The sequence below is a fragment of the Deinococcus marmoris genome, from assembly GCF_001949125.1.
Classification (GTDB): Bacteria; Deinococcota; Deinococci; order Deinococcales; family Deinococcaceae; genus Deinococcus; species Deinococcus marmoris_A.
In genome coordinates, this window is sequence record NZ_MSTI01000140.1 from 1 (window position 1) to 12,991 (window position 12,991).

General features: G+C 63.7%; 9 protein-coding genes and 2 pseudogenes. 3 read left to right on the top strand and 8 right to left on the bottom strand.

The features are described 5' to 3' along the window. From BOO71_RS20045 to BOO71_RS20070, 6 genes and pseudogenes are all read right to left on the bottom strand, one after another. Positions 1–501 (bottom strand): annotated as a pseudogene (locus tag BOO71_RS20045) (IS701-like element ISPlag1 family transposase); the annotation flags it as partial. Between the two features lie 233 nt (positions 502–734). Further along, positions 735–1,886, bottom strand: a complete 1,152-nt coding sequence (glf, locus tag BOO71_RS20050) for a UDP-galactopyranose mutase (protein ID WP_075835398.1) — start codon at positions 1,884–1,886, stop codon at positions 735–737. Then, positions 1,879–3,075, bottom strand: a complete 1,197-nt coding sequence (locus BOO71_RS20055) for a glycosyltransferase family 1 protein (RefSeq protein WP_075835400.1) — start codon at positions 3,073–3,075, stop codon at positions 1,879–1,881. Before BOO71_RS20055 ends, glf begins: the two co-directional genes overlap by 8 nt. Positions 3,076–3,538: 463 nt before the next feature. Beyond that, positions 3,539–5,917: an acyl-CoA dehydrogenase family protein gene (locus BOO71_RS20060; protein WP_083653679.1), complete on the bottom strand. Its 2,379-nt coding sequence runs from the start codon at positions 5,915–5,917 to the stop codon at positions 3,539–3,541. A 184-nt stretch (positions 5,918–6,101) separates the two neighbouring features. Next, positions 6,102–7,439 (bottom strand): family 1 glycosylhydrolase, encoded by a 1,338-nt coding sequence (locus BOO71_RS20065; RefSeq protein ID WP_075835402.1) that lies wholly within the window; start codon positions 7,437–7,439, stop codon positions 6,102–6,104. Between the two features lie 10 nt (positions 7,440–7,449). Continuing rightward, positions 7,450–8,319 carry an SDR family oxidoreductase gene (locus tag BOO71_RS20070; RefSeq protein ID WP_075835404.1) on the bottom strand — a complete coding sequence of 290 codons (870 nt, stop codon included), beginning with the start codon at positions 8,317–8,319 and terminating at the stop codon, positions 7,450–7,452. A 581-nt stretch (positions 8,320–8,900) separates the two neighbouring features. On the opposite strand from BOO71_RS20070, the gene BOO71_RS20075 reads away from it, so the two are divergent. After that, a complete protein-coding gene (locus BOO71_RS20075; protein WP_075835406.1) occupies positions 8,901–9,599 on the top strand; it encodes an MIP/aquaporin family protein in 699 nt (232 codons plus the stop codon). 110 nt (positions 9,600–9,709) lie between these two features. Here BOO71_RS20075 and BOO71_RS20080 read toward each other — a convergent pair whose 3' ends face one another. Then, positions 9,710–10,423 (bottom strand): Dps family protein, encoded by a 714-nt coding sequence (locus BOO71_RS20080; RefSeq protein ID WP_075835408.1) that lies wholly within the window; start codon positions 10,421–10,423, stop codon positions 9,710–9,712. A gap of 221 nt (positions 10,424–10,644) precedes the next feature. Between BOO71_RS20080 and BOO71_RS20085 the strand changes: the two genes are divergently transcribed. Together BOO71_RS20085 and BOO71_RS20090 are read left to right on the top strand one after the other, a co-directional pair. After that, positions 10,645–11,304, top strand: coding sequence for a response regulator transcription factor (locus BOO71_RS20085; RefSeq protein WP_075835410.1), 660 nt, complete (start codon positions 10,645–10,647; stop codon positions 11,302–11,304). 34 nt (positions 11,305–11,338) lie between these two features. Then, positions 11,339–12,661, top strand: a complete 1,323-nt coding sequence (locus BOO71_RS20090; RefSeq protein ID WP_303046758.1) for a sensor histidine kinase — start codon at positions 11,339–11,341, stop codon at positions 12,659–12,661. Positions 12,662–12,704: 43 nt separating this feature from the next. On the opposite strand, the pseudogene BOO71_RS27985 reads toward BOO71_RS20090, so the two are convergent. After that, positions 12,705–12,991, bottom strand: a pseudogene (locus tag BOO71_RS27985) (IS4 family transposase); the annotation flags it as partial.

Below are 12,991 nucleotides of genomic sequence, written 5' to 3' on the forward strand. Positions count from 1 at the left end.
GGCATACCAGGTGTCCATCAGCACGCACCGGAAGCGGAGTTCTTGACGGGCCTCTTTTTCAAAGAGGCGGCGAAGCATGTCCAGGACGTGATCGACTTTGCTTTTTCCATCGTCGTCCGGCGCATAAATGCGGTAGTCGATGATCCAGAATTCGCGGGTTTCAGGATTGACGTACACACAGGTGACGACGCCCATCCCTCGGATGGTTCGTTTCTCGTTCCCACTCCACTGCCTTCGAACCAGCGCCATGCGGCGTGAATGGCGCTTGTCCATCACGCTGTCGTCGAAGATGATGTAACCCTTGTCGCTCAATTTGACGTGTGGACGCACCTGCGTCCACACCTCCGCTGCCGTTAAACAGTCACCTTTCAGGTAGCGCTGAACGGCGTCATGAGCAAAATCATCGACGTGGTTGGCAAAATAGGTTTGTGTCCGATTGATCTGTGTTGCAGCCAAAAACTCGCAGTACCGTTGCCGCCCGACTTTTCGAGGTCTTCCCATCAGCCCAGAATTTCAGACTTGCCCAGTTTCGCGTAAGCCCTAAACAGGACAGATCTTCAGTGCGGTTGACCAGCAGGTGAGCCTGGCCCGGACTACGGTCACCGAGTCGTGGAAGCTTTCCAACACAGCAGATCCCATCCAGCGGTCCGACCCGGTACGCGCCGTTCATCCGGACAAGAGTGGCACAGAGGGAATGGACGGCCACCCGTATTGACGTGGCTTCGCCTTTTTGGTCAAACCTCCACCAAGTCAGCCATCTGTCTCTCATGTAGGCGCTTGAAAGTGGCCAATGCCTGGGCCACCACCTGATCCATGTTGTAGTACTTGTAGGTTGCCAGGCGTCCCACGAAAGTCACGCCTAGCTCCGCCCTGGCCAGCGCCTCGTATTTCCTGTACAGCTCGGCATTCTCGGGGCGCGGAACCGGGTAATAGGGATCGCCCTCTGCTTGCGGATACTCGTAGACCACACTGGTGCGCTCGTGGCGCTGCCCCGTGATGTACTTGAATTCGCTGATGCGCGTGTAGGCGTAATCGTTGGGATAATTGACCGTTCCTACAGCCTGGAACTGCGGTCTGTCGTGCGTCTCGTGCCGGAATTCCAGGCTGCGGTAGGGCAACTTGCCGTACTGATGATCAAAGAAAGCGTCCACCGGGCCGGTGTAGATCAGGTGGCCGTGCGGAATCAGGTCCAGAATTTCCCGGTAATCGGTGTTCAGCATGATCTTGATGTTGGGTCTGTGCAGCATCGCCTCGAACATGCGGGTGTAGCCGTGCAGCGGCATGGCCTGATAGGTGTCCGCAAAATAGCGGTCATCCCGGTTGGTGCGGGTGGGCACGCGGGCCGTCACGCTGGCGTCCAGTTCGCTGGGATCCAGACCCCACTGCTTGCGGGTGTAGCCCCGGAAGAACTTGTTGTAAAGGTCGCGCCCTACCTTGCCTACCACCACGTCCTCGCTGGTGCGGACCTGCTCAACTGGCTCGGCCACCGAGGCAAAAAACTCTTCTACCTGAAAGGCCGTCAGGGCCAGCCCGTACAGCCGGTTGACTGTATCCAGATTGATAGGAATGGGCAATTCCTGACCGTCCACGCTGGCCAGGACGCGGTGCTGGTAGGGTCGCCACTCGGTAAATCGCGACAGGTAGGCGAAGACCTCGGTGCTGTTGGTATGAAAGATGTGGGGGCCGTAGGGATGGATCAGCACGCCCGCGTCGTCGTAGCGGTCATAGGCGTTGCCGCCGATGTGTGGGCGGCGGTCCACGATCAGCACCCGCTGACCGGCGCTGGCCAGCCGCTCGGCCAGCACGCTGCCCGCAAAACCCGCGCCCACGATCAGGTAGTCGAAACCGGCTGGGGCCGCGCCGTTCAGTTCAGGAATCTCAGTCATCGGAACCTGTCAGAAGGGCGTGGGATGCTGGAGCAAGAGGACGGGTGATGGGGGCAGCGTCCTCGATCACTTCGGCCATCCGCGCCCAGGTGCGGTCCCAGGACAGAGCGCTGAGGTACTGGTCTGCCCGTTCCTGCCGCTGCCGCGCAGCTTCCGTCCCCACTTCGTCCAGCAGCGCCTTACAGGCGGCCTCGAAGTCATCTGGACTATCGGCGATACGGGCAAGTTGCAGATCGCCGTAGGGGCGGATGACATCGCGGATACTGGTTGACACCACGCCGACGCCCGCCGCCAAGTATTCCGGCGTCTTGGTGGGGCTGATGAATTCGGTGGCGGCGTTGCGCGCAAACGGGAGCAGGGCCACGTCCCAGTGGGCCAGATAGGCGGGCAACTCGGCGTAGCCTTTCATGCCCAGGTAATGAATATTGGCGGCGCGCGGCAGCTCGGCGGGATCGATCTTGACCACCGGGCCGATCAACACGAACTGCCAGTCCGGCTGACGGCGGGCCACCTCAGCGATCAGGGCCGTGTCGAAACGCTCGTCGATCACGCCGTAGAACCCCAGACGCGGGCGCGGCAGCGCGGCCTGATCCGCCGGATCGTTCGGGCCGCTGCGGGCCTGCGCAAAATGCTGAACATCCACGCTGGAAGGAAAAGCATGCACGTTGGGGTGGCGCTCGGATTTGGCCTCATAGAGCCGCTGACCGCCAGTGAATACCACCCCGGCACGGTCAAAAAGTTGCGCTTCACGGACGCGCAGCTCAGGAGGCGCACCCCTGAAATTGGCCAGCTCGTCCATGCAATCATAGACCGTGACGCGCGGATTCAGCCCCGCTGTGACGGGCAGTTCCATTGGGGTGTAGACCCACAGATCATAGTCCAGTAGGCCCTCGTCTTCCACCAGCGCACCAAGCAGCCGCGCCGTTCGGGCCTGGGATTCCTGGGCAGAGAAGCCGATCTGGATGTGGGGCGTGCAGACCGTGACCCCGCCTTCCCTTCTGGTCTTCAAGTGATCGCCATGTTCCGCGAAGATCGGTTCCTCGACGTAATACACAGCACGGCTGCGGGCGGCGCGGGTCATCAGATGCTGGGGACGCTGAAATACAAAGTCCCAGCGCAGGTGCGCCAATACGATCAGGGCAGGCCGGGTGGCCAGGGTGGGGCGGATGGACTGGTGGTGTTGTGGCACGGTGAGATTCCCCTCCCAGGGTGCGTGAGGCGACAGAGGATGAAATGAAACATTTGGTCCGACAGGCGGCCAGCCTCTCAGCAAGTTCCGGGCGGCCCATGACGGTGATCGTCTGGACTATAGGAGTCGACTCCAAAATGCAAACGTGATATGGACCTAAATTGCGTCCCAGATAGGCTCCAGCTAAAGAATTACCCGGCTTAGACTAAATCCATAATGAGGAACGTTCGTCGCCAGGCTCCCGCCACACATGACGTCGCCCAGTCATCCCTTCTGGCCTGACCATTACGGTTCTGGAGTGCCGCCCGTCGTCGTTCGGCGTGTTGCTGGTCAACAACTGCGCCGGAGGAACAGCGGCCTGCGCCACGAAGGCTGCGCCGCAGGAGTGAAGACTGTGGACCGAAGAGATGACACTGCTGCCAGGCCGAGGACCGGGCAGTGTCCAGGGGTCACGAGGTCAGATTTACAGCCCCTCGTCACTCCACGGGCTGTAGGCGTCATCTGCCAGTTCAGGGGCGTCCAGCACGGCGCGGCCCAGGTGCAGGCGACCGGCGTCGGAATCAGGTTGGTGCAGGGACATGCGCAGGTCACGGAGCAGCCGCTCGGCGGGTTGTGGGGCGAGCAAGCCGCGCGCTCCCACCGTGCGTTCCACGGCCTCGCAGGCCAGCAGGCAGGCGTCCTCAGTGACCTCGCGGGCCAGGGCGACGTAGGCCAGAACGCGCGCCAGTTCGTCTGTCTCTGCCCCCTCCAGATGCAACCCTTCCAGATGGGCGGCACCGCGCAGGACCGTCTGCCACGCCGCTTCCAGCCGCGCCGCCACCGCACCGAAACGCAGGCGCTGGATGTCCTCGCTGGTCCGCCCCAGTTGACGCAGCACATCCCGCCCGGCCTCCAGCACGGCGTCCGCGCCGCCCAGTTGCACGGCCAGAAAGCGCAGCGCGCCCCCACTGAAATCCGGCTGGCGGTCATAGTCGCCCGGTTGCCCGATCACGTCGTCCGCACCGAGAGTCAGACCTGTCAGGTCCACGCGGAAGCTGACGGTGGGACGCATGCCCAGCGGCTGCCAGAAGGCCGGGTCAAAACGTTCCGGCGGCGCAGCGTGGGGCAGCAGCGCCAGCACCCGGCCCCCGCCCTGTGGCCATTCGGCGGGCAGCAGCGGGCGGGTCACGAAATCCGCGCCGGACGTGAAGGTCTTGCCGCCAATGAGCGTCCAGCTTTCGCCAATTTCGGCCCGCTCCAGCCGCAGCCCCGGCCCGTCCTCGGTGTTCCAGATGCCGAACAGCTCGCCGTGCCGGGCGTCGGCGGCGGCACGCTGGACCTGCGCTGGCGTCCCGTGGCTCAGGATCAGGTACAGGGCGTTGACATGGCCCTCGTAGACCCGGCCCACCGGCAGGCTGGCCCGGCCCACCCGGCGCAGCAGGGCCAGCAGACGCGCCCCGGTGAGGCCCTGCCCATCCAGCCCCGTAGGCAGACTGGCCGCAAGCACCCCAGCCTCCCGCAGAGCTTCAAAAGACGCGGCAGGAAAGGCCCCGTCCTGATCGCGGGCAGCGGCTTCGGTGGCGATGGTGGGTTCGGCGCGGGCAAAGCGGGCCAGCACGGCGCTCAGGGGGGCGGGTCCGGGTGCAGTGGCTGTCCCTGGATGCTGTTGCACCTCGTCTTCCTGGTCTTGGTTTTCCTGTGCCTGCGCGCGGGTCAGCACGTCGGCCAGCGGCGCGTGAACCGCGCGGTCCCCCAGGGAACCGGGATAGTCCCACAAACCGTTGTGGCAGTGGCGGTCATCGTCCCAGCCAGGGTGGTTGACCACCGGATAAAGGCAGGCCCCGTACAGGGGCATCCCGGCCTTCCGCGCCCGCCCAGTCTCACGGACGATCATCTCGAACCACGGCGCGCGGTCCTCACCCTCGGCCCCGGTCTCGGCCAGGACCAGCGAACGGGCGTAGCGGGCGTGGACCTCAGCCAGCAGGGTGTGCAGCGGGCGGTGGTCCGGGTGGGCCATTGGAACGGTCTCACGCAGGTGCGGCTCGGGATGGTGCCGCCACTGGTTGTAGGGGTAGTAGTTGAGACCCACCACGTCCACATAACGCTCCGCGCCGCCCAGTTCCGGTAGTAGGCGGCCCAGCAGCATGTCCAGCGCCTCGAACTGCGAGGTATGGCTGCGGGCAGCGTCGCCGGCCTCATGGGGGCGTTCGGGGTGGGCGTGGACGCTGATCAGCGGTTCGGCGTGCAGGAAGCGGACTCCGGGATCGACTTCACGCGCCGCGTCCATCCCCGCAATCGCCGCGCGCACCAGTTGGGCCTTGAGGCTCAGGCCACGGCCCTGCGCGAAGGGATTCAGGTAGCCCACGTCGCCGCCGCCCCAGGCCGTGAACGAGATCTCGTTGATCGGACACAACCACAGCGTGCCGTCCGTCTCCTCCCGCAGAAACCGGGCCGCCGCCGCCGCGTAACGGGCAAAACTGGCGGGGAAATCAGAGCCGAAGGGGTCCACGAAATCGGGAAAGCCGTAGTGCAGCAGGTCCCAGACCACCTGCACCCCGGCCTCCCGCGCCGCCGTGACCTGGGCGTGTGCCGAGGAAAAGTCGTAATCGCCCGGCACGCGTTCGATCAGATGCCAGCGCAGGCCGTCGCGGGCGGTCAACATTCCACTGGCCGCCAGCCGCGCATAGTCCTGCACGGCGAACCGATCATGCGCGGTGGCGTCGATCACGTCAATGCGTCGCCCTGAAGGACGGCGCTGGGCGCTGCACTCGAAGCCGCCCCAGTAAAAGGACCGAAACCCTGGAGCAAGGGGGGGCGCGGGTGGCCCGGCAGGCGGCAGAACGAGGATGGGAGACGAGATCATGGCCCAGAGTGGCGTGGGGAGGGGCCGCGCGGTTGTGGAGGACGTGAACTTTTCTGTAGGATTTCGCTTCCTGGAGCAGTTGTATGGGCAGGTGGTGGGAGCAGCAACGGCGCAGCCCCCTGCAAAATCGGGTTGCAGGGGGCAGGCGCAGCTAAAGGGCAATCAGACCCAGAGGTCGCCTGAGCTACACCTCGATTTTCAGCCGGGCAGACTGATCGGTAATCTCAAACAGTTCGCTGTGCGGCGAGACCGTGATCTGCCCGTAGTTTTCCAGCAGGTCGCGGTAGGCGTGGGCCACTGGATTGGGTTTGCGGTCCAGGTTGTACAGGCCGTTGGTGTTGACAGTCCCTTTCTTCTCTGCCAGCTCGATGTCCCAGTCAATCTGGTCCGTCAGGCTGTACCAGGTGAAGCCTACGACTGGCGTGCCCTCCTGGCGCATTCGCAGGACGTTCATCCACTGTTTCCACAGCCAGATTGGGGCCTGCTCAAGGTCGGCGACGTTGGTCTCGGTGTGGAAGACCGGCTTCTTGTAGCGCTGGTAATAGCCCTGTACGATCTGGTACCAGCCGAAGATATCCTCACCGAAAATCACTTCGCCGTCGGGTTTGGTGATCTTCTCATTGTGGCCGTAGTAATCGCTGCCCATGATCTGGTGGCCCGGCGGCTCTCCGGCCATGAACCACTCGTATTCCTCGCGGGACAGGCCGTTGTCCATCAGATACAGCAGGATATCCGCGTCAGGCGTCACCGCGTAGTTCAGATCAAGCGAGAGAAACCGCAGCCGATTTTGCAACGAGATTTCGGGGCGGGGTTCCGCGCTGGCGTCGTGCATGTACTCGGCACTCTCGGCCTGCACGATGATGGCGTCGGAGCGCACACGGGCTATCGACTGACAGGCCAGGATGTTGGCGGCCACCCCATGTTTAAGGGCAGTCACGAAGCCGCGCTCGGACTTGAGCTGCTCGTTCCACAGTCCGTCCTGCGCGCTGGCCTTGGCCGTGACATAGATCTCGTTGACGGGCGTGTAGTGCCGCACCCACGGGTAGCGCCGCGCCACCGCCTCGGCGTACTCGGCAAAGTGGATCGGCAGCTCCGGGTTCTGAAAATTGCCCAGCCAGTCCGGGACCCCGAAATGCATCAGGTCAAGGATGGGCGTGATCTCCAGCCGTTTCATCTCGGCCATCACCAGGTCGGCAAATTCCCAGTCGTATTTGCCTGGACCCTGGTGAACGCGGTAATAGGGGAGACCGTACCGCAGGTACTTGAGGCCCAGATCCTTGACCAGATGCAGGTCCTCCTCCCAGCGCTCGTAGTGGTGGCACTCTTCCAGCTCGTCGCGCCGCACCTTGCCGTGTTCGATGGTGGGATAGGAACACTCGATGCCAGTGGCAAACATGAAGTTGCTGGCCTGTCCAGTGGGCAGACCACTGCCGCTGCTGCCCCGCGCACCCCCAAACTCGTCACCGAGATAATTGCCGTCGCCCAGCTCTTTTTTGATGATGTCGAGAAAGCCCTGACTCATATTGAACACCTCATGAAGAGAGTTTCCCGCCAGTCACATGAAGCAGCGAACCAGTCACGAAGGAGCTGTCCTGGCAGGCCAGATAAACGTAGGCGGGGGCCAACTCCTCGGGTTGTCCGGGACGGCCCAGCGCCACCTCGTGACCGAACTTCTGGACTTCTTCCAGCGGCATGGTGCCGGGGATATTGGGGGTCCAGACCGGACCGGGCAGCACCGCGTTGATGCGCACGCCGTTGCCCAGTTGGCCGAATTGCAGCGCCAGCGACTTAGTCAGCGCGTGAATGCCAGCCTTGGAGGCGGTGTAGTCCAACAGAATGGGGTTGCCCGTCTCACCGACAATCGAGCCGGAGTTGACGATGGTGTCGCCCTCATGCAGATGGGGCAGCGCGGCCTGAATCATGAAGACATAGCCGAAAAGATTGGTTTCCAGCGTGCGCCGAAGTTGTTCCTCGCTGATGTCCAGCACACTCTCCTGCGTCGCCTGATACGCGGCGTTGTTCACCAGCACATTGAGGCCGCCATATCTGTCCACAGTTTGCTGCACGGCGTCCAGGCACGCGGCCTTGTCACGCACGTCAGCCTTAATCACCAGGCACTGGCCGCTGCGCTCCTCCACCATTTGCCTGGTGGTATGTGCGTCGCCGTCGTTCTCGTTGTAGACGATGGCGACCAGCGCGCCCTCAAGTGCGAAGGCCAGGGCCACAGCGCGGCCAATGCCGGAATCTGCGCCAGTAATCAGGGCAATCTTGCCTTTCAGTTTGTCGGCGGCCCTGTACTCTCTCAGCTCGGTCTGCGGCTGAATGTCCATCTCAGACTGCTTGGCGGGATAGGGCAGAAGCTGGGCGTTCTTGAAATCTTCGGATCTGGGTCTGTCGGGCACGGGGCCTCCTTCTGTCGAGTGCCATGCTGTGACAGACGGCGTGGCACTTGTGTCTCATGTGCTACGCGGCGGCGTTGTTTCAAGAAATGCTGAAGGGCAGCGGAGCCATGACCATTTTGGAGAGCCACGCCTCCCTCTCACAGCACAGAAACACAACATGGATCAGCTCAGATTGATTTCTGAGGACGACCAGGTTTCGCATAGATCCTCAGTCGCAGGGTTTGACATTCCATCAAGGACAACTTTTTCGAGCGTTGGTCCAACGTGCGTCACCTGATGATCTGGCCGTAGTAATGCTCTTCGGTTTAGACGAGTTGCGATAAAAAAACTACTTTGATGACGGGGTGGAATGGGAATCTATTTCCGTATATGACGAGCTTGCCAGGCTGCGAAGCGGAGAATAGAATCTCCGGAAACCCCTTTTTTCGGTGACGCCCTTCAAAAAACTGCTTCAGGCGCAAATTCCGGTTCCAGGTGGCCTCTTCAACCGCTATCCACATCCCAGGGAATTTGCGTCTGGCATTCAGTCTGGATGCGGTGAACGTGACAGCATCCGCCGCATGTCCGCAGACCTTTAGGGCGTGTTCCGGCGCTGGCTGGACGAGGGGCCGGGCCTCGCCGTTTTCGTGGCCTTCAGTCTGGGCGCGGCGGCGCTGTCCCAGGGCGGCATCCTGCCTGAACTGGCCGCCGCCGCGCTGGTGCCTGCCCTGGTGATCCTGGCTCTGGTGTACGGCCTGAGTGACCTGTCTGGCGCACATTTCAACCCCGCTGTTACGCTGGCCTTTGCGCTGCGCGGCAGCTTTCCGTGGGCGCAGGTGCCGGGCTATCTGGCCGCGCAACTGCTGGGCGCGTGTGCGGGCGTGTGGCTGGTGACCGCCTGCGTGCCGCTGCCCAGCGCGCACGAACGGGTACCGCCGTGGGGCGCATTCGGACTGGAGGCGGGCTGCACCGCGCTGCTGCTGCTGGTGATCCTGGCCACGGCCAAGCGCAAGGCCGAAGTGGGGTCTCAGGCGGGGCTGGTCATCGCCGGGACGCTGGGGCTGTGCCTGTTCACGGCGGACAGCCTCTCCACCATCGGGGTCAATCCCACCCGCACGCTGGCCGCCGCCCTGTTCAGCGGCACCGTGCTGGCGTCCTGGCCGCATCTGCTGGGGCCTTTTGCGGGCGGCACGGTGGCCACGGGACCCACGTACCTGCTGCGCGGCCCATTAAATCAGCAGGAGAAGGAAACGGCCAATGGGCAGCCGGGGGACGGGGAAGAGGAGGCTGAAGACAGCTAACTCGATCTCAGACAACGGGACGCTGCGCCCAGCAGTGTTAACCCTTCACCCACGACAGAGCAAAAACTGCTAGGGCCTGAGGCCCTAGCAGTTCAGCCGAAAAATGGGATTTATTTGCCGCGCAGGGGCACCGGCGTGTTGTTGTTGATGTCGGAGCCACTGTTGGGGTCCGTCGGCGTGTTCTGAAGGAAGGCGCGCATCTGCCACTGATACTTCTCGATGCCCGCCTCGACTTCCTGCAACTGGTTGGCGGTGGTGGGATCTGCCTTCTCCACGTCCCCAATGCGCTGGAAGATGCGCTGGCCCACGGTTTCGTACTGGTAAATGAAGAACTGGATCACTTGGGCGTCGTCAATGAAGCCGCCCGGAATCTCCGGCAGGCGTGAGCTAGCGACGATGGTGATGGCCCGCCCGTCGCTGGACGCGCCCACCGAGAGCATGCGTTCCGCCGTGTCGTCGGCGTACTTGCTGATGCCCTCGTAGTGGTCTTGAAGCAGCTCGTGCAGGGTGTAAAACAGCGTGCCGGACACGTTCCAGTGCGCCTGCTTGGTCTGAAGTTGTAGCGCCTGCAATTCGGTCAGGGTGTTCTGCAACGCGGCCACACTTTTTTGCAGGTTATCGGTGCCGGAAGACGGCAGGCGGCTGGGCACGTTATACGGCAGCGGTGAGGCGGTCTTGGTGCTCTGCGCGCTGGGCTGGCCAGTGTTGGGCTGCGGCATGTTGACGCTGGTAGCCGGAATCTGGCTGGCCACTGACTGCGCGCCAGCGCCTCCGGCCAGGGCGGAACCGAACAGCAGGACGGAAAGAAGCAGGGTCTGTTTCATGGGGTTCTCCAAAGAAAGTTGGGGGGTGAATGGGCGGACAGGGCAGAGGTTAGGCAGCCGATGTTAGACGAATGCAAGAAAGGACCGGGGCTAAAGGCGGCGTGAAAAAGCCTTTAAGGGACGCTGTTTTTCGATTGTGGTCTGGCACGCTAGCTTAGAAGGATGATCGCCTTGCACCTGCCGCTTTTCCTGTGCCTGCCCCTCCGGCAGCGGGGCTGAGGATGCGGCTGCTGCTAGTGGAGGACGACGGGCGCATTGCCCAGCCGACAGCACGCGCCCTGAGGGACGCCGGGCATCAGGTGCAGATCGCGCCGGACGGCGTGCAGGGGCTGACCCTGGCCCGCAGCGGGGATTTTGACGCCGCACTGCTGGACGTGTGGCTGCCTGGCCTGGACGGCTTCGAGGTGGCCCGCACCCTGCGCGCCGAGGGCAGCGAGCTGCCGCTGATCTTCGTGACCGCCCGCAGCGCCCTGCCGGACCGCGTGGAGGGGTTGGATCTGGGCGGCGACGCCTACCTGTCCAAACCCTACGAACTGCCCGAACTGCTGGCCCTTCTCCGGGCGGTGGTGCGGCGTGGCGAGCGGGTCCGCAGCGCGCGGGTGCCGTTTGCGGACGGGGCCGGGCTGCTAGACGCCGGGCGGCGCGAGGTCTGGTGGCACGGCGAGACGGTGGGCTTCACCGCCCGCGAATACGGCCTTCTGGAAGCGCTGGCGCTGGCGCGTGGGCGCTGGTTTACCCGCCAGGAACTGCTCTCCAGGGTGTGGGGACCGGACTTCAGCGGCGAGGAGCGGGTGGTAGACGTGTATGTCAGTTACCTGCGCCGCAAACTCTCGCCAGAAGCGCTGCTCAGCTCACGCGGCCTGGGCTATCAGCTCCCATGAGATCTCCAGGGCCAAGGCTGGGCCGAAGGGAAGGATGAAGCCAACCGTGACCATCCGCGCCCGCCTGGCGCTGGGCGTCGCCGCGATTACTGTGCTGGTGGTGTTGGCGGTGGCCGCCGTGCAGTTCCTGGCGCTGCGCTCGTTTCTGGTGGGGGCCGAGTATGAGCGGCTGGAAATGCTGCTGCCACGCTTGGAGCAGACGCTGAACACCCTCCCAGCCTCGTCTACAGGACTGCGCGTGTTGGAGACCCTGCCGCGCACCGTGGACGTGAGGGTCATTCGGGAGGGTCAGGTGGTGGCCGTGACCCCCGAGTTTCCGCCGATTGCCCTGACGCTCCCCATTGGCCGCTCACGGCGCGCGGGCCATGATGTGTTGATCTCCACTTTCAACCTGAACGGCACGCTGGCGACAGCGCAACTGGCCAGCGACGTGCTGGGCGTGGTCAATCCGCTGCGCGCGTACCTGCGAAGTCTGGCGGTGGCCGTTCCAGTTTCAGCGGCCCTGGCGGCGCTCCTGAGTTTTTTGCTGGCTGGACGCCTCCTGAGGCCCCTGGAACGCCTGACAGCGGCGGCGGCGGCCATAGGCCGGGGCGGCAACCTGCGCGCCACGCTGCCTGGCGCGGACCGGGGCGACGAGGTGGGCCGCCTCGCGGGCGTGCTGCAAACCTCGTTCGGGCAGGTGGCCGAGACCCGCGAGCGCGAGGAAACCTTTACCTACGCCGCCGCCCATGACCTGCGCTCGCCGCTGACCGCCATGAAGACCCGCCTTCAGGGCGCACTCAGCGGCCCACGTTCACAGACTGAGCTGCGTGAGGAACTGGGCGAGGTGCTTTCAGACTTGGAGCGTATGCGCCGCCTGAGCGAGCAATTGCTGCTGCTGGCACGGGGCGAGCGCGATATTGGGCGGCGTCCGCTGGAGCTGGCCCGTCTGGCCGGGGAGGCGGTGGACCGGGCGCGTGAACTGGCCCCGAACCTGCCCCTGGAGTTCGGCACGGTGGGCGTGACCTGGATTCTGGGGGACGAGGCGCTGCTCTCGCCCCTGCTGGATAATCTGATCGGCAACAGCCTGCGCTACGGCGGCGGCACGGCCATGAAGATGACCGTGACTGGTACGCCGTCCGGGGTGGCCCTGAGCATGGTGGATGGTGGTCCTGGCGTCCCCACTGCCGCGCTCTCTCACCTGACCACCGCCTTCTATCAGGTGGGCGCGGCCCGCAGCGGTCAGGGCAACGGTCTGGGCCTTGCCATTGCCCAGCGCGTCGCGCAACTCCACGGGGCCAGTCTTGATCTTTCTCCGGTTGACCCCAGCGGCCTGCGCGTCACGGTGAGCTTTCCGCAGACTGCCGAGCGCGATTGACATCAATAAAAACCCCCTCTCCATGACAGTAGTCCGGAAGGTTTCAAGCAGCCTTGACCCCCAGGAGCAGCAGGTCGGCGATCTGTGGGGCGAATTTTTCGCAAGTCAGATCGCCAGGCAACAGAGATAAAATTCGATCAGCGAAAAATTCGTTATAGGCACGGCGTTTTTCGTCTTCCATGCTGAAGACCAGCGGGCCAGCCCGCTGGTTCATCAACTGACTGGCTCTGGCTACAGAAACGCTATGCAGCGCCATATTCCAGTGGAAGTGCAGCGCCTGAGCCTGACGGGACTGGCAATCACCCAGGCCCGCGAACTGCTTGCCGTCCC